This is a genomic window from Paenibacillus sp. ACRRX (assembly GCF_022346885.1).
Lineage (GTDB): Bacteria > Bacillota > Bacilli > Paenibacillales > Paenibacillaceae > Paenibacillus_B.
Genome location: NZ_JAKRNK010000005.1, coordinates 214626 through 231189 on the forward strand (window position 1 = coordinate 214626; position 16564 = coordinate 231189).

Annotated in this window: 15 protein-coding genes; 4 read left to right on the forward strand and 11 right to left on the reverse strand. The window is 47.3% G+C overall.

Annotated elements, in window-relative coordinates:
- Positions 1 to 2 precede the first annotated feature (2 nt).
- The 8 genes from MH117_RS16600 to MH117_RS16635 all read right to left on the reverse strand — a co-directional run bounded on the left by MH117_RS16600 (position 3) and on the right by MH117_RS16635 (position 6283).
- Positions 3 to 800 carry a phage protein gene (locus MH117_RS16600; RefSeq protein ID WP_239330267.1) on the reverse strand — a complete coding sequence of 266 codons (798 nt, stop codon included), beginning with the start codon at positions 798 to 800 and terminating at the stop codon, positions 3 to 5.
- Positions 784 to 1104 carry a phage baseplate plug family protein gene (locus MH117_RS16605; RefSeq protein ID WP_239330269.1) on the reverse strand — a complete coding sequence of 107 codons (321 nt, stop codon included), beginning with the start codon at positions 1102 to 1104 and terminating at the stop codon, positions 784 to 786. Before MH117_RS16605 ends, MH117_RS16600 begins: the two co-directional genes overlap by 17 nt.
- A 53-nt stretch (positions 1105 to 1157) precedes the next feature.
- Complete coding sequence (locus MH117_RS26720) at positions 1158 to 1910, reverse strand: LysM peptidoglycan-binding domain-containing protein (protein WP_343224467.1); 753 nt, start codon at positions 1908 to 1910, stop codon at positions 1158 to 1160.
- Between the two features lie 85 nt (positions 1911 to 1995).
- Entirely contained in the window at positions 1996 to 3864 is a 1869-nt protein-coding gene (locus MH117_RS16615) for a hypothetical protein (protein ID WP_239330273.1), read from the reverse strand.
- Between the two features lie 163 nt (positions 3865 to 4027).
- On the reverse strand, positions 4028 to 4312 hold the full coding sequence (locus MH117_RS16620) for a hypothetical protein (RefSeq protein ID WP_028545746.1): 285 nt from the start codon (positions 4310 to 4312) through the stop codon (positions 4028 to 4030).
- A 33-nt stretch (positions 4313 to 4345) separates the two neighbouring features.
- A complete protein-coding gene (locus tag MH117_RS16625) occupies positions 4346 to 4747 on the reverse strand; it encodes a phage structural protein (RefSeq protein WP_239330276.1) in 402 nt (133 codons plus the stop codon).
- A 64-nt stretch (positions 4748 to 4811) separates the two neighbouring features.
- Positions 4812 to 5810: a DUF3383 family protein gene (locus tag MH117_RS16630; RefSeq protein WP_239330279.1), complete on the reverse strand. Its 999-nt coding sequence runs from the start codon at positions 5808 to 5810 to the stop codon at positions 4812 to 4814.
- A complete protein-coding gene (locus tag MH117_RS16635) occupies positions 5810 to 6283 on the reverse strand; it encodes a phage neck terminator protein (protein WP_239330282.1) in 474 nt (157 codons plus the stop codon). Before MH117_RS16635 ends, MH117_RS16630 begins: the two co-directional genes overlap by 1 nt.
- A gap of 274 nt (positions 6284 to 6557) precedes the next feature.
- On the opposite strand from MH117_RS16635, the gene MH117_RS16640 reads away from it, so the two are divergent.
- On the forward strand, positions 6558 to 7028 hold the full coding sequence (locus MH117_RS16640) for an ArpU family phage packaging/lysis transcriptional regulator (RefSeq protein WP_239330285.1): 471 nt from the start codon (positions 6558 to 6560) through the stop codon (positions 7026 to 7028).
- A gap of 192 nt (positions 7029 to 7220) precedes the next feature.
- Here the strand turns inward: MH117_RS16640 and MH117_RS16645 are convergent, their stop codons facing one another.
- On the reverse strand, positions 7221 to 8849 hold the full coding sequence (locus MH117_RS16645) for an ABC-F family ATP-binding cassette domain-containing protein (RefSeq protein ID WP_239330288.1): 1629 nt from the start codon (positions 8847 to 8849) through the stop codon (positions 7221 to 7223).
- 461 nt (positions 8850 to 9310) lie between these two features.
- Here MH117_RS16645 and rsgA point away from each other — a divergent pair, with 461 nt between their 5' ends.
- Positions 9311 to 10624 (forward strand): ribosome small subunit-dependent GTPase A, encoded by a 1314-nt coding sequence (gene rsgA, locus MH117_RS16650; RefSeq protein ID WP_239330291.1) that lies wholly within the window; start codon positions 9311 to 9313, stop codon positions 10622 to 10624.
- A 193-nt stretch (positions 10625 to 10817) separates the two neighbouring features.
- Positions 10818 to 11663: a stalk domain-containing protein gene (locus MH117_RS16655; protein ID WP_239330293.1), complete on the forward strand. Its 846-nt coding sequence runs from the start codon at positions 10818 to 10820 to the stop codon at positions 11661 to 11663.
- A gap of 181 nt (positions 11664 to 11844) precedes the next feature.
- Here the strand turns inward: MH117_RS16655 and MH117_RS16660 are convergent, their stop codons facing one another.
- Positions 11845 to 12819: an MBL fold metallo-hydrolase gene (locus MH117_RS16660; RefSeq protein WP_239330295.1), complete on the reverse strand. Its 975-nt coding sequence runs from the start codon at positions 12817 to 12819 to the stop codon at positions 11845 to 11847.
- A gap of 491 nt (positions 12820 to 13310) precedes the next feature.
- Here MH117_RS16660 and MH117_RS16665 point away from each other — a divergent pair, with 491 nt between their 5' ends.
- Positions 13311 to 14447 (forward strand): virulence factor, encoded by a 1137-nt coding sequence (locus MH117_RS16665; protein WP_239330297.1) that lies wholly within the window; start codon positions 13311 to 13313, stop codon positions 14445 to 14447.
- 46 nt (positions 14448 to 14493) lie between these two features.
- Here MH117_RS16665 and MH117_RS16670 read toward each other — a convergent pair whose 3' ends face one another.
- Positions 14494 to 16467 (reverse strand): methyl-accepting chemotaxis protein, encoded by a 1974-nt coding sequence (locus MH117_RS16670; protein WP_239330299.1) that lies wholly within the window; start codon positions 16465 to 16467, stop codon positions 14494 to 14496.
- Between the last annotated feature and the right edge of the window lie 97 nt (positions 16468 to 16564).

Sequence of the window (16564 nt, forward strand, 5' to 3'; positions counted from 1 at the left end):
AACTAGGATTCCTTCACTAAATCCACATCCGTAACAAATTGCTCTGCCGAGATTGTGTGTCTACCTTGTCTTACTTGGTACACCCCATGATAATCCACGCTTTCCAGCCAGACGAGTGCGCCAGCATACAGGCGATGGTTCAATAACGAAGTTGCCCGAACCCCCTTTATATCTCCATCTTCAAATGTTTGTGGACTGTCAAGCAAGCCGCTGTTCGCAGCTAAACGAATAGCGGTTCGGTTGGCAGCAGACCCGTTCGGTGCTTGAAAATGCAGCTTGCCCTGCCTTGTGTAAGTCATAATTCCACAAGCCGCAGCGGCTCGGCGAATGGCCGCTACAGGATCCCCTTTTACAATAAAGCCCTTGGCATACGTATAATCAGATGGCAACGATATTTCTCCATGAGGAATCTGCGCTTGATTTAGGAGATCGCGAATAATTTCACTTGCTTTTATACCTTTGCGATAAGACTGCACCACATGATAGACAGATACGGTTAAATCGTCTTTCACTTGAATGGTCGTAATTTGATCCATCTGCTCGCGCTTCGTTCGAATTTCAACGACATTACCTTGAAGTACCGTTCCCAGACTACGACCGTATCCCGCATTAACAATGACTCGCATGCCATTACGAAGACTAGCCCGTGTATGCTTCGATAAATTGTACAATTCAATGGTAGATTCGTTGGCCTCTTTATCATCATCAAAGTCAACCACAACGCGCATTGTCAGGTCTTGGTACGTAAATTTGTACCCCCCAACAAGCACTTCACATTGGCGATTATATAAATATTCCATCGTCTTCTCCCAAATGAATGTGCACGGATCGCCCAAGCGTATCCCACGTCACATGCTCATTCAGATTATCTCCATAAGGCACAATCTCTTCCAAGGGAAACAAGGGTGTCTCTATGGCCTCAAATAAAGGCACGCCCCATACCAGCTTTACTCCTAGTGCAAGCGCATTTTCTCCTACTAGCAAATCCACTGTGAAATAATCATGTTTATGGTTGTATCGAATTTCAAACGTATACGTACGACCACCTAAGTCCATCTCAAACGAGTAAGGAACCAACTCCTTATCAATGACAACAATTGCCATACACATTCCTCCTTCCCTAGAAGTGGCTTTACCATCATATAAGTACCTGTCATTTATAGAACACGGATCACCATTCCAGACTTGAGTATGGTATGGCCGTTAATGTTAGGGTTCAATCCTCTTAATATATCGGGGCTTGTACCATACCTAGAAGCTATTGAATTCCAACTTTCACCATATACTACCTTGTGAGTTCTTACCGCATGCTTCAAATTCGGATTCATAGCTTTTTGTTTAGCGCTCGCCTTTTGCCCGATGGACAAGATCATGCCTACTGGAGGTGGAACGTGAGCATCTAAATGTGAGTTCCAGCTACGAAGCTGATAGGGGCTTGTGCCGTAGTAAGCCGCAATTTGCTCCCATGTCTGTCCTCTACGCACCGTATGTGAAAGCGGTTTGGGACGATACGTCGCATTTTTTTGCCCCACACGACTTTTGGGCTTAACGGCCACCTTCCGTTTGGCTGGTAGCTTCTTGTAGCTTATCGTAACTACATTGATTTGTTTGAGCGTCATGGAAAAGCTCATCCCGTTAGAGATGGAATTGTCATGTGCCGTTCTTAAGCTTGTAATCGCACAATTTAATAGCAAATTACGACCTGAATATTGAAGCAGCGTGCCTGCGTTCATTGCTTTAACTAAACGATGCCGGTATTGATCTGCTTTAGGTCCAATCAATAGCCCTTCGAGATGGAGACTAACCGTATCTTTCTGGATGTGATCTGTTATCGTTCCACCTTTTTCAACGTTATGGGTACTCACCTGCACAGCATACTCCGGCTCTTCTGACGTTACAAATAAATCGATTCCACCTAAACGGCTTAACTTTTGTGCTGATTTTTGTGGTGGTTTTGGCTTTGAAACTGCCTTTGACTTTGGAACTGACTCTTGCTTAATGAGAAGTCACCCCTCCCGGCCCTGTCTGCGGCTTAGGCATCTTGCTTGCAATACTTCGTTCGAAAGAGCGGAATGAAGCATCAAACTGCTCGCGCGCAATCCGCTTAATTTCATCGATCATTCGCATATCAACATACCCGTTCACATTCAGATTCATCACCACGTTGCTATTCGCATTTACATCCATTGTGCCTGTCCGCCCTGGTATCGCTAGCGGTACATTCAACGTCGGCGAAGTTGATACAGGAATTCCTGTGCCAGTCATATCAGAGTAGGGGCGATAGGAAGTACCTGCAGTCGTTGAGACTTGAGGCCCTATGCCTGCTTGGAGTGTTACAGGCGCACGTGATGCGTCCGCCATTGGTAAAGTAGCTCCAGGCCTGCGAATGTTATTCGGTAACGTGGCAGGAAGCGTTGTAGGTAGAGTCGGCTTTTGAAGTTCGTCCTTTCCTTGATCCTCGTCTTTCGGGAGCAAAAACTTCTCAGCCGCCCATAAACCAGCATCAAGCGCCAACCCTCCCAAAAAACCGGCCGGTGTAAGCCGCAGCAGTTTGGTTGCTTTACTAACCGCTTTAGCGCCTTTAAGCAACTTGCCGAACCACCCTACTTTTTTGGCAGCTGAAGCTGTTCTTGTTGCGGCGGATGCCGATTGAGCAGAAGCTCTAATCGCGTTCGCAGTTGTAGGAGCTGCTGCTTGCTGAGCTGCCCCTGCTGTTACATCAGCCGCCCCGCGCATCGACTGTACCGCCTGGACCATATCAATAGAAGATTGAGCAACAGTTGCGACATTGGTTATCGTTGTAGATGGCTGACTGCTTCCATCGTCAGGCTGCTGCCCTTCTTTACTGCTCCCGCTAAATAAGGCATATCCTGCTCCAATCGCTCCGGCTGCACCTGCAATGCCTAAAGCTGCTCTGCCTTTCCGGCTTTTCGGCAGCATGTGGGATAATCTCCACGCTGGTCCGTGCCTGTCTGTTCTTGTGCGCGATGCGGAGCCATTCTCACCCTGCGCTGCACGTCCTAACTCCTGTCTACCCGTACCAGTGCTAGGCTCAGGAGGCGGTGCGGAAGATCCACCCAAAGATGAACGCCTTCTTGAGTTCCGCTGATTCGCCCCTGTATTGCGTCGATTATGTCTGCTTCTGCCCCCGTTATCCGACCTTCTCCTTGACTCCTGCGTAGGCTCTGAATCTTGACGTCCTTGACGACCACGGGCACGGCGCGAACCTCTACGCCTCGAATCACTTTGGTTATCAGGGGAACCTCCTCCATTCCCGCCTGTTCTATCACTAGCAGGAGCACAACAGCTACAAGTGCAACTTCCATTGCTGTCACTATTGTTATTGCCGGATTCCCCCCCTTTACCTTGAAACCATTTACGATACTCATCAATAGAAGTTTTAATTTTCAGAGGGCCTTCAAACAGAGCTACAACTGTATCCCCCAAATCCTTAAAAGGCTTCAAAACTTCATTACTGCTAATTATGGTCTTGCCAAAATCAGATTTCTGGAAATTCTCCGCCCATGGCAGCAGCTTCGTTTTATCGTCTGTAGCCTTGGTGGCAGCCGCACCTTGTGCAATCGCTGCACCAGACTTTAAAGCAAACAATTGCCTCATGGCAGCACCCTGGTGAACCATAGCCACCTGAACTCGGTCCAACGCCAATTCCAACTGAGTTGTATTCAGGATTGGCTGTAGGGCATAAGCACCTGCTGCTGACTTCATTTTCATGCTGGAGTACAATAAACTGGACTGACTACGAATCGTACTTGTCAGTACATTCAACGTCAATTCAAGCTCATCTATTTTTCCGTTCATCGTGCGGAGCTCACGATGCGTATTTTTAACAATCCGATCATCCATTGTTTATTTCCCTCCTTTCCCGTATATCCATTCCATCGCCGCCGCAGCCTCGCACAGTTCCTCAATGCTCATGCTGCACGCCTCTGTATATGAAACGCCGCCCCGGTTGTTCAAGACGACCTGCCAGAACAGCTGCCGGAGCGGATTCAGGGTGATGGAATGCCTATACGTCGGATGATTCGGATTCCAAGGGTGTATCTACCATCCCCAGGAATCGTGCACATTCCAGCCATAACGGAGTCAAAAGATCAGATTTATCTTCAAGCCCCTCCCAATGGAGACGCGGAGATACGATGACGTGCTGAAGGAAGAAATCCATCGATGCTTCGAGTTTCCAGCCGCCATCGGCTTTTAGCGCGACATCATACAGTCGCATTAGAGCACGCGCTCCTGGATGCTGTAGCACCAGTTCCTCTCCATCAATCGTGACGATCTTCTGCTTGCTCATTTACATTCACCCTTTCTTCTTATGTTCAAGGTATTACACCGTATGTGTATATTTCAGCAATTGAATTTCAAATTCACGATCTTCCAGCTCAGAGCCATATGCAGCCGCTGGGAGCTTTTTCATGATAGCTTGCTCACTGCCAATACGTTCGCGCGGTTCATTATGGGATACTACCCAAATGTCAAATATTTTCTTCTCACGAGCAAGTTGATGAAGCAAAGTCAATTGCGGAGAAGTTGACATCAAGGTTAATTTGATGGTACCCAGCGGATTGTTCTTATGTGCAATCGCAACCTCGCCGTGTGCGCCAACATGGGCAACTGACATTTCTTCATCCTTTTCGCACGACACAAATGTGTTCTCACCGAACCCCGTAATATAATTGCCATTGACGATAACCGACACATTCTTTGCATCATAAATACCAATATTCATTAATAAACACCATCCTCTTATTAGCTAATTTCAACCCTCAATGACTTTTGCCGTTATACCGGACTTAGAAACGAATAACCCCTTTGACCAGCACTTGATGAACTGCGCCGGCAATCTCAAACCAGAACGAACCGCCTTTATAATTGCGATTAGCGCGATCTCCCGGCTCCACCTGATCCCGCAGCAGGAACGAAGTGCCAAACAATGGCTCGCCGCTTTCATCCTCCGCAATAATCCCCATCCGGAATGCCTCATGCAGTACGTTAACCACTGCACTTTCGATCTGGGCAATACCTGCATTCGTATACGGAATCTTATCCGATTGATTGAGCAAGTTTTGAACCTGTGCTTCCATGCGAGCACGCACATAATCACGAGACATAATGACGTCGATATACTCGCCGGATACGGTCTTTCCTTCGGATGTTCGTGCTTCACCTTGTTTATTCACATACGTAATGGCACCATTATCATGAATCTCCATTAACTGAGTAGATGTCAGCTTTAATGGAGAAATTCCCGTACACGTTTTGAACTTCCACGTAACAGAACCAACATCCGCAGAACCCACGGAACCCACCAATGCCGCATCTGGATAAGCAGCAGCATCCGTGTGGTAAAATACGGCCGTACGCGTGTATCCCTTGGCTTTAAGCGCCTGAAGCTTGGTCTTGTCAGCGATACGAGTGACATACAAGCGGTAGTCTTCTTTCTCCAACTCTTCGGCTAGTGCCTCTACTACAGTCGCACTGTTGTCCGCTGAAAGCAGATAGTACCAGCTGTTATCCAGCACTGCCCGCAGGCGTACAGCAGGCTCCTCCGTCTCATCATGAGCAGCAATCGCAATGCGTTTGGGCGAGTGGTCTCCCTGACCAAACAACGCCTGTGCCATCTTATATTCGGTTGTTGTCTCTGCAAATTCGGCTTTTACAGAGTCCAGATCGCCAAATTCTTTATAAGCGAACCCGCCAGTTTTTTTGCCGAGAATAAGCGGTGTCGCCAAAGACAACCGTCCTGTCGGCTTCTGTAAATCGATGGTTACTTGCACGTCTTGTACTGTCATTAATCATCCACTCCCTTTTCTTCTTTTGAAGTCAGTTCAATCTTGTCAATCGACGTAAAAGAACGCACGAAACGATCTTTCATCCGTAGCCTTACTTGAAGTCCAAGCCCGGCATTGGGGTCTGTCTTCCATTGTGCGGGGCTGATTCGAACCATTGAGACCGATAACCTCGCCAGATGCTCTAGTCCCTCGGTCCACAACCAGCCCAGCATATCCCGACATCTTTCTACCATTTCCATGCGGTCGTCACCGCAGATGAGCAGCAGCCATTCCATCTCTACAAGCTTCTCGACATCTCCAGTTCCCGTGTCTAGAGCATGCGGGCTGCAATCGATATAGGGCTCTGTCACATCGTAGACGAGTAATGGCAGTGTGTTATTCGTACGCAGCGAATCCATGCTAACTAAAGGCAGCTTAAGGGCTTCTCCCATAGGCACAATCCATTGCTGGACGATATTGCGGTACGCAATCAATGCACATCACCTCCTTTGTTAACATCGCAGTCTACCAAATCAGCCTCTCTCACCTATCGAAACAAGCTGGATAAGAGATGATTTCCCTGTGCTCACGATGTCCACGTTAATAGTATAAAACAGCGAACACATGTTTGGTTTATTCCTTTTTACTATTTTCTTTTTGATTTCTTTTTAATATTTATAAGAACATTTGTTCTCTTTTTGTGGTATAATAAAGATACCTGCCCACGGTGTTCCATAGTTCGGATGGAAATGAAGGAGGACTTGCCTGATGATGATATCAACTTATTTTATGGAGATGCCAGAAGAGGAGCGGCTGGATGCCAAACAAGCCAAGGCACGGATTGAACAGGTGTTTTCCAAGTACAGAATGTGCAAGGTGATGAAGTTTACCATGCGTGAAGCTCGCATTACGGCAAATTATGAAGCGAGGGAGAACGGAGCTACGAATCGGATTGGCGATCCTACATCTGCAATCGCCATTCACAATATGGACAAGGCGAACGAATGCCTCGCCTTCTGCGGGCTGATCGAATCCATCGTCGATGAGTTGGAAGCGGATGAGCAGTTGCTTATCCGAGAACGATATATGAAGGCGGCACGAATGACTGACACGAAAGTATACAGTTTCTGCTTTGACCCGCCAATCAGTGCAGTCACCTATGGCCAGATCCGCAAGCGTGCCTTTGTTAAGCTGCTCCATGCCTTTCAATACGCACTGAACACTTCACGACCTACATAGATTTCCGTGTGTACTGTTGGTCATCCCACCTGTATCTGATTAAGCAAACGCACAACAAGGGGACTTCCCAATAGAAGTCCCCTTGCTGCTATTCATACACCTGTACCAGCTCACTTTTTCGTGACCTGCATGCTATAAAGAAGCCCAGACTGTCCTTAACAGACAATCCGGGCTTCTCCATTTATATTAACTTTATTTCTCTTCTGCTGGGTACAGCTTCTCACGCAGACCTTTAATCTCATCGCTCTCCAAGTACTCGTCAAACGTAGTAACACGATCAATGACACCATTTGGTGTAATCTCGATGATCCGGTTAGCTACCGTCTGTACGAACTGATGGTCATGCGACGTAAACAGCATCGTGCCGTCAAAGTCGATCAGACCATTGTTAAGCGCTGTAATGGATTCGAGGTCCAAATGGTTCGTTGGCTCATCAAGCAGCAGCACGTTGGCACCCGTCATCATCATCTTAGACAGCATGCAGCGCACTTTCTCGCCCCCGGACAATACGCTGGCTTTCTTCAGTGCTTCTTCACCAGAGAACAACATACGTCCCAAGAAACCACGCAGGAACGTCTCGTCCTGATCCTTCGAATATTGACGCAGCCAATCTACCAGATTGTCTTCCACGCCATCGAAGTATGCAGAGTTGTCTTTAGGGAAATACGCTTGAGAAGTCGTAACCCCCCATGTGAATTCGCCTGCTTCTGGCTCCACTTCCCCCATTAGAACCTGGAACAGCGTCGTTTTCGCCAGACCGTTTGGTCCAACAAGCGCGATCTTATCCCCTTTGTTTACAACAAGATGCAAGTTCTCAAACACTTTCTCACCGTCAACCGACTTCGTTAATCCTTCGATGGTCAGGAGCTGCTTGCCTGCTTCACGTTCGGACTTGAAGTTGATAAACGGATACTTGCGGCTGGACGGACGAATATCGTCCAACGTAATCTTGTCGAGCATTTTCTTACGAGCCGTCGCCTGCTTCGATTTCGAAGCATTGGCGCTGAAGCGTTGAATAAACGCTTGAAGATCTTTAATCTTCTCTTCCTTCTTCTTGTTCGCGTCGCGTACCAGCTTCGTAGCCAATTGACTCGACTCGTACCAGAAGTCGTAGTTACCCGCATACAATTGAATCTTGCCAAAATCAATATCCGCAATATTTGTACACACTTTGTTCAGGAAGTGACGGTCATGAGATACTACAATAACGGTACCTTCATAGTCCATCAAGAAGTTCTCCAGCCAGTTAATGGACTCCAAGTCCAAGTGGTTGGTAGGCTCATCGAGCAGCAAAATATTCGGGCTGCCGAACAACGCTTGCGCAAGCAAGACACGAACCTTCTCGTTGCCATCAAGCTCAGACATCAACTTCTCATGAAGCTCTCTTGGAATGCCGAGGCCGATTAGCATTGCTGCAGCATCCGACTCAGCTTCCCAACCGTTCAGCTCCGCAAATTCGCCTTCCAGCTCACCTGCGCGCATGCCGTCTTCTTCTGTGAAGTCCGTCTTCGCATAGAGGGCGTCCTTCTCTTTCATAATGTTATACAAGCGTTGGTGACCCATAACAACTGTCTCCAACACTTTGTTTTCGTCATATTCGTAATGGTTCTGTTTCAACACCGACATACGGTCGCCAGGTGTAATATGAACTTCCCCGCTATTGGCTTCAATTTCACCAGACAATATTTTCAAAAATGTTGACTTGCCCGCCCCGTTCGCGCCTATCAGACCGTAGCAGTTGCCCGGAGTGAACTTAATGTTAACGTCCTCGAACAGCGCGCGCTTGCCGTAGCGGAGCGTGACGCCTGTTGTACTAATCATGGCATTCCCGTCCTTTGTAACAATTATAGGTTTCCAAGCGATTATTATAACATACCTGTGGAAAATATGCATGCGCGGACAACGGAATGCATTGTAAATTTCGGTTTCCAAGGTCAGGAAGTTTGGATATAATAATGGCATGAAGTGAAAACCTCAAGTGATTCCATTTCATAACTTACTATGAACCTGAAGAAAGCGAGGGATGTTATATGGTGAAAGTATCCATTGTATGTGACGTTCGGGAGGTAGGGTTCATCCGTTAGCCGTTCATTCGGCGTTCCTGCAATAACTGATCCATCCAGCACCTGTGTGGAAAGGTGTGAACCCCGTCTGCTCCCGAACTTGTTCACTGTCGCTTAGTCGTCCGTGTCACTGCAAGTTCACAATCGAGGAGAAGACGTTAACTCATATAGAGCTATTTGCTCGCTGACGTCTTCCTACCTAATAGGGAGAAAACAGACTTGAACAATAATCCATTTAATAAGACAAATGACGATAGCACATCATCATTACGTGCACATATCATCGATAATAAGCTTGAATCAGCATCTATTATGGAACATAAACATACAGATGCTCCTGAACTGGTTGCAATGGAGGCTGCTTACACCGTTGACGATGGTCTGTCAGAGCCTATTTCTCCAAGCTGGACCAGCTTGAGCTCACTAGGCTGGGACGAGTCGTGGTCAGAAGTATGGACCACGTGGCTCGCAGAGCTGAACGAAGCGGCTATGCGCCGCTTCGGGGATTCGCTTGTGCCAGCGCGGGTTGCGCTTGCGCACAAGCATTTGTACCGGGTGTACGGCGAAGCTGGCGAATGGCTCGCGGAGCCGTCAGGCCAAGCGCGCGCGGCTATGCTTATGCCGAGCGATTGGCCAGCAGTGGGCGACTGGGTGGCCGTCGCCCCCCGCCCTGCTGAAGGGCGGGCCACGATTGCCGGCGTGCTGCCGCGGCGCGGCGTGTTCGCCCGCAAGGTGGCCGGCGGTCGGAAGGACGCGCAAGTGATCGCGTCCAATGTTGACATCGCGCTGCTGGTCACCGCGATGACGGTAGATTTTGAGCCGCGCCGCTTGGAGCGGTACGCGGCTCTAGCCTACGATAGCGGTGCTTTGCCGCTTGTCGTGCTGACGAAGGCCGATGCCGTCGCTGATCCGACTCAAGCAGCGGACTACGTCGCTCAAGCGATGAATGCCGTACCTGGCGCGCAAGTGTACACCGTCTCCTCCTTAACAAATGAAGGAATCGAAGAACTACGAGCAGCACTTCCCTCTGGGAGCACGGTAGTGCTGGTAGGCTCTTCCGGTGTCGGCAAGTCTACGCTTTCGAATGCCTTGTCCGGGACACAGCATATGCTTACCCAAGACATCCGCGAGGGTGATGGCAAAGGACGCCACACCACTACACACCGCGAGCTGCTGCCGCTTTCACATGGTGCCTGGCTGATTGATACGCCTGGCATGCGTGAGGTTGGTCTCGTCACATTGGAAGGCAATGACGGCCACGGTCTGTCTGATGCCTTCGAAGATGTCGAGGGCTTCGCTGCCGAATGCCGCTTCACCGACTGCGAACACCAACGAGAGCCAGGCTGCGCGGTGCAGCAAGCCCTCGCAAGCGGCGAGCTTGAGGCAGCCAGATTAACCGCCTACCGCAAGCTGCAGCGTGAGTTCGCCTTCATGAAGCGATCAGAAGATGCCCGTGCGCTGCGGGAGTACAAAAGCACAAACAAGCAGTCTGCCCGGAATTATAAGGCAGCGATGCGGCAAAAAAAACGTTAATCTATTAAAATATTACCAATGAAACCGTTATAAAAGCTTCATAATGGAGCTTTTATAACGGTTTTCCTCTGTCATTGTTATGTACTATTTAGTATAATGTGAAAAGATTCCCTTTACATAATTCTGGAGTGCTTGGTAATTTGGTTCAATTTCAAAACACTCCTACTAAATCACAAAGGAGCATAAGGAAAACATGAAAAAGAAAAAAAGTGTGTTAGCGATCGTTACTATGCTATCGCTAACGGTAGCAGTTGGCTCGTTGGCCTACGCGGATTCCGTTGTACGTAAAGTCACAGCTTACCAGAATGGTGAGATCCAGCTGCGGGTCAATGGCGACATTATTAACACGGGCAACACGAGTCCTCTAGTTTATAACGGTAATACATACGTCCCTGCTATTTATTTAGCCAAAGCATTAGGCGCTTCAACCAAATGGGACGGAAATGCTAAAGAAGTAGTAATCACTGGGGGGAATAGTCAGCAAACAGAAGACTCGGCGACACTACCAACAAAGGATAACTCTGATATCGATAGCACAGTAAAACCCGATAAAAACATAGACTCGTCTAGTAAAGCAGTAACCTCTTTTCCAGCCTACTCCGCTAGTACAAGCCCAGACAAAATGTTTAAAGAACATAAAGGTCAGGCGGTACATTTATTCAACTTATACGGAAAAGCATTAAGAACCGGTGATCTTTCTGCATTAAAGAAATTTTATTTCGATAATATCAAAGATCATAATATTGAATATAAAATAAACTACGCAGAGTCTGACTTTAAAAATGCCAAAGAACTTATTGAGAAATTACGCTCTGTGCATGGCCAAAAAGTCATGGATGAGTTCGCAACAGATTTAGATGAGAAAGTTAAAAATTGGGATCTGATGGATGGAGCTAAAGGCTCACAGATGGATAATAATCTGTACTTGGAATATAGCATATTTATTCAAAGCAAAGATTTTTATGATGGGGTTCATTTCGAGCTCAAAATGTATAACCATGGCGGGAAGTGGGTACTTACTGGCATAAGCCTAGGCTAGATACTTCTGCGCAATACAAGATTCTCAACTCTGAACACATGACATGGTAGAGTGAATTAAGTATGGTATACGCATGACGCAGTCGTTATATTTCAAACGGCTGTGTCATGCACTGGTTAATGAAATAATCGTTTACTCTCCTACGACTTTAATCACTTTTCAAAAGCTTTATATTTTAGACTTATGTTCCCTTCTGCAGACAAAAAGCTGTCTTCAGGTCACAAGTCTCTCCCAAGGCCATGAGGCGAATTTGCTCAGCATCAATCCCAAGACGATCCCGCTCAGCCAGCAGCCGATCAATCGCTTCCTTTGGCGTATCGTCTGCCAGCTTAAAGGCCCCGTAATGCATCGGCAGCATTAACTTAGCTTTCACATCGATAAAAGCCTGCAACGCTTCTTCAGGAGTAACATGCTGCGCTCCCATAAACCATTCAGGCTCGTATGCACCAATTGGCAGCATGGCTATATCTATGGCAAAGCGCTCACCAATCTCACTAAAACCGCGGAAATAACCACTGTCGCCTGCAAAGTAAATCGTTTCTTTCACTTCATCACACTTGGCATCCACATGTTCAAACACATAACCGCCCCAATGTGATCGGTTCGTGTCCGTCAACGTCCGTCGTGTCCAATGCTGCGCTGGCACAAATGTAATGCGAACATCACCTATAGTTGCTGACTCCCACCATTTTAACTGAATCGTGTTCGGGAATCCTTTTCGTTTCATCTTTGAACGCAGCCCAGACGGTACAATGACAAGCGTGTTGTCATTGGCAAGCTGCCTTAATGACTTTAGATGCAAGTGGTCATAGTGCGAGTGTGAGATCAGAATCACATCAATCGGTGGCATCTGTTCAATCGGTATTCCCGGCTCAGTCAGACGCTTCTGCATCGCCATCGTTGACGCCCAGATGGGGTCAGTTGCCATATTTAAACTTCCCATCTGCAACAGGAAGGTCGAATGGCCAATCCAGGTAGCCGTAGTGTCCGTCCGATTTGTCATCAAACGCTGCATATCTGGCTCAACATGCGGCACCGCAAAGGAGTAGTCCTTGTGCTGCAAGCGCACTTTCCGTTCCGTCCGCCAACGCTGGAACTGCTTCCACGTCTTTTCTGTCATAATATCGTCCATATTGCGATATTGTTGTCGCTGCATATAAGCCCACCTCATCATATACCAAATAACTGGACCAAATGACATCCTTACTTCTGCTCTCGATGATACATTTTATTGATTAATAACCCTAAACCACACTGCATAAACCCCTACTCGTCTATTCAAACAGGGGTATGTTCTATTTTTTGGTGCTTTTTTTTGTCGTATGTTATTCTTGCTGTTTTCCTAATCTGAATCTGCTTTTCTCAGTTACTTCCCCTACAGCCTCTTATTCCCCATATAACCTATGACAGCTAACTTTATATTTAAGTTCTTCTCTAACCCGTGCAGCTTGCCTCTTCAGTGCCTTTTCTTACGCCATCATAACATCAATGACTTGCCCACACCAACAGCAGTCATTTTCACTTATGTTACCAGCATTGTCATGCCCCTCTACTCTGTTTGCCCACCCTATGCTTGGATGATTCATTGAGCGGTAACGTCGAATCATGTAAAATGGAAATACCTGCTTCACTAAAGGAGGAAATGAGATGCAGCTATTACGCATAGAACCAACCCCAAGTCCGAACTCGATGAAGCTTCACTTGGATACTAACTTGCCTGACGGAGTAAGACGAACATACACTCTGCAGCATAAACATAATGCTCCGGCGCTCATTCAGCAATTACTGGAAATCGATGGCGTAAAGAGCATTTTTCATACCGCTGACTTTATCGCGCTTGATCGCAAACCCCATGCAGATTGGGCCGGTATACTAGCCCACGTGCAGCAAGTATTCGGCTGGTCCAAGGATGCTGCGCAAGTCGAATTGGATGAGAATGCTGCATACAGCTTTGGAGAAGCACAAGTATATGTGCAATATTTCCGTGCCATTCCGATGCAGATTCGAGTACAAGGCGATGGTAAGGAAGAACGAATTGGTCTGTCCGCTCGATTTTTGAATGCCGTGCACGAAGTGGCCAGCGCCACTCTGATCAAAGAACGCAAGCTCAGCGATTATGGTATTCGTTACGGCGAGTTGGCTGACATTGCAAGAGAAGTGGAACAAGAGTTGGAAGCAACTTATTCAGACGATCGTCTGAAGTCACTAGTGGAGCAAGCAGTCGCTAAGAAATCTGAGGAAACTCCATTTGTGGAGGAGCGTACAACATGGGATGAAGCTACGATCCATCGTATGCTGACAGATGCGGATTGGCGAACACGTTACGCCGCACTAGATCAACTACAAGCTACCGAGGAACATCTCCCATTGCTAGGTCAACTGCTTCATGACCCGCAAAGTCAGATTAGACGGCTCGTTGTTATATATCTGGGCGCTATTAATACGCCCGCTGTACTGCCGCATCTGTTCAAAGCTCTGACGGACAGCTCTGTCAGCGTTCGTCGAACAGCAGGGGATACCTTGTCCGATATCGGCGATCCTTCCGCGATGGAGCCGATGAAAATAGCGCTCCAAGATAGCAACAAGTTGGTCCGCTGGCGCGCCGCCCGCTTCCTCTACGAGGTCGGTGACGAACAGTCGATAGCGGCCCTTACAGCTGCGCTGGATGATACCGAATTCGAAGTCGCACTTCAGGCACGCATGGCGCTTGAACGTATTCAATCGGGTGAGGAAGCTGCTGGAACGGTATGGCAGCAGATGGCACGCTCGCGACAAGACGAATAATAAAGGCCCTATCTCATATCTTATCACATGAGATAGGGCCTATTTTTTAAAGCTTGTATGAAGTGGCGATTTGCTGCAACTGCTCAGCGATACTTGCCAAATGATTCGCGGAGGAGGCAACATCCTCCATTGCAGCGTTTTGCTGCTCACTCACCGCTGCGACCGTTTCCATTTCTGCAGCGACACCATTGGTCATCTCAATTGATTCGTTAAACGATGTCATCATCGTCTGATTAGCATCAGTCAAATGCTCGCTAATGTCAGCTAAATGTTTCATATGCGTATTCATGGACTGGACAGCGGCAAACATCTCCGATAAACGTCCCGTAACAGATCTGGTCAGTTCCTGTCCGACTGCGATGGACTCCGCTCCATCCTCCATAGCGCGAGACACAGACACCGTGCGCTGACCAATCTCTTCAATGATACTTGTAATCTGATCAGTCGCTCCACCTGTCTGCTCCGCCAGTTTTCGAACTTCACTGGCTACAACTGCAAAACCTCTGCCATGTTCGCCAGCACGTGCCGCTTCAATGGCCGCATTAAGGGCGAGCAAATGTGTCTGCTGTGCCAGATGCTGAATAAACACCACAATTTGCTGAATTTGAACCGATTGCTCGTTCAGCAAATGAACTTCTTGAAGCGAATGTTCGGATCGCTCTTGGATAGCCTTCATCTGCGTGTTCACTTCTTCTATTGAACGCTGGCCTTCCACTGACCATTCATTAATATGAATGACATCTGTTGTTGCGGTATTGACCAACTGAACGACACGCTCAAGTTCTGCTTCCGCATGCTGGGCCATCTGATGAACATGAGCAAGCTGTTCTCCTGTGGCGTTTGAACGAGAATTAACTTCTTGTAGAGAAGCCGACACTTGCTGAATCGAGGCTACATTCTCTTCCGAATTGGCAGACAACTGCTCTGCAGAAGCAGCAACAGTATCAGACGCCTCTCTTAATTGCATCATCATTTCAGACAATGATTCAGCCATCGTGTTCACGTTCTGCTCCATAAGCCCTACTTCATCCGTACGATTCTTTCCTATATCAAGACGTGTGGACAAGTCCTTCTCTGCAATGCTGCCGCTTAAGCGCTGCACCCTTACTATAGGCTTAATCACGTAGCGGGTAACCGCAAGCGAGCACAACCCGATGCATAAAAGAAGAATGACTACAAACACAGACGCTCTCACATAAATCACATTCGCATATTTCGTAATATCCTGTTCAGGGACCACGGACACGATATTTAATCTTAATGGATTATCCTTGTTAAAAGACACAAATGCGCCTTCTTCTCCCTGTGTCAGGTCAAAAGTACCACCATTTGAGGCAAGCATAGCTGCATACTGTTCACCTTCCAGCTTGTCTCCAGCCTTCATTCTAGGATAAGCAATGACCTGATTGTTTAAGTCCAGCAGTCCAATATAACCGCTCTCCGCCACTTTAAATTGGCTAACCATCTCAGCAAGACTATGAATACGAATATCCAGCGCAATAACATCGTCAGCCGTTCCTACTTTTTTGGAAAACGTAATGACCATGTCCTTTGTCATGTAATCCTGATAAGGTTCTGATATATATAATTTACCGGGCTTCAAAAGGGCCTCTTTATACCATTCCCTTGTAGTTGGATCAAAGTTGGTGTCTGTCGAGCGATCACTGTCATAAAATACCCCGTTCATGATCGTATACGCAGACAAAATATCATGATTGTCCTTAGCCATTCCTTGCAATCGATTCAACAATACCGATTTGTCTTGAATCAGACTCGCACGATCCTTCTCCAGACTGTTTATCATGTATTCAGCATCTTCATAAATGTCGCCCAGTACCTGTTCAATGGTTACTTTCATCTGATTGGCTTCATTACGAATCAGCTCGCGCGTATGACCTGCCGATGTTTCCGCAAGCCCGTACACTAAGCCCATTGTCGGCAGTACAATCAACACAATAAGCATAAGGATAATTTTCAATCTTAGCGATTTGCGTATGTTACGAACCCAACCGTAATTCATGATGCGCCCCCTCGTTGCTCTAAGTCCTGAAAATTACACATTTTCTTACCTTTATCGGTATTTTGGTCTTACTTGTGAATACTTGCACCACTATTAA

Bases quoted from the DNA above. Each gene is read 5' to 3' on its own strand.
- MH117_RS16600 (WP_239330267.1), bottom strand. From the start codon at position 800: ATGGAATATTTATATAATCGCCAATGTGAAGTGCTTGTTGGGGGGTAC.
- MH117_RS16605 (WP_239330269.1), bottom strand. From the start codon at position 1,104: ATGGCAATTGTTGTCATTGATAAGGAGTTGGTTCCTTACTCGTTTGAG.
- MH117_RS16615 (WP_239330273.1), bottom strand. From the start codon at position 3,864: ATGGATGATCGGATTGTTAAAAATACGCATCGTGAGCTCCGCACGATG.
- MH117_RS16620 (WP_028545746.1), bottom strand. From the start codon at position 4,312: ATGAGCAAGCAGAAGATCGTCACGATTGATGGAGAGGAACTGGTGCTA.
- MH117_RS16625 (WP_239330276.1), bottom strand. From the start codon at position 4,747: ATGAATATTGGTATTTATGATGCAAAGAATGTGTCGGTTATCGTCAAT.
- MH117_RS16630 (WP_239330279.1), bottom strand. From the start codon at position 5,810: ATGACAGTACAAGACGTGCAAGTAACCATCGATTTACAGAAGCCGACA.
- MH117_RS16640 (WP_239330285.1), top strand. From the start codon at position 6,558: ATGATGATATCAACTTATTTTATGGAGATGCCAGAAGAGGAGCGGCTG.
- MH117_RS16645 (WP_239330288.1), bottom strand. From the start codon at position 8,849: ATGATTAGTACAACAGGCGTCACGCTCCGCTACGGCAAGCGCGCGCTG.
- MH117_RS16655 (WP_239330293.1), top strand. From the start codon at position 10,818: ATGAAAAAGAAAAAAAGTGTGTTAGCGATCGTTACTATGCTATCGCTA.
- MH117_RS16660 (WP_239330295.1), bottom strand. From the start codon at position 12,819: ATGCAGCGACAACAATATCGCAATATGGACGATATTATGACAGAAAAG.
- MH117_RS16665 (WP_239330297.1), top strand. From the start codon at position 13,311: ATGCAGCTATTACGCATAGAACCAACCCCAAGTCCGAACTCGATGAAG.
- MH117_RS16670 (WP_239330299.1), bottom strand. From the start codon at position 16,467: ATGAATTACGGTTGGGTTCGTAACATACGCAAATCGCTAAGATTGAAA.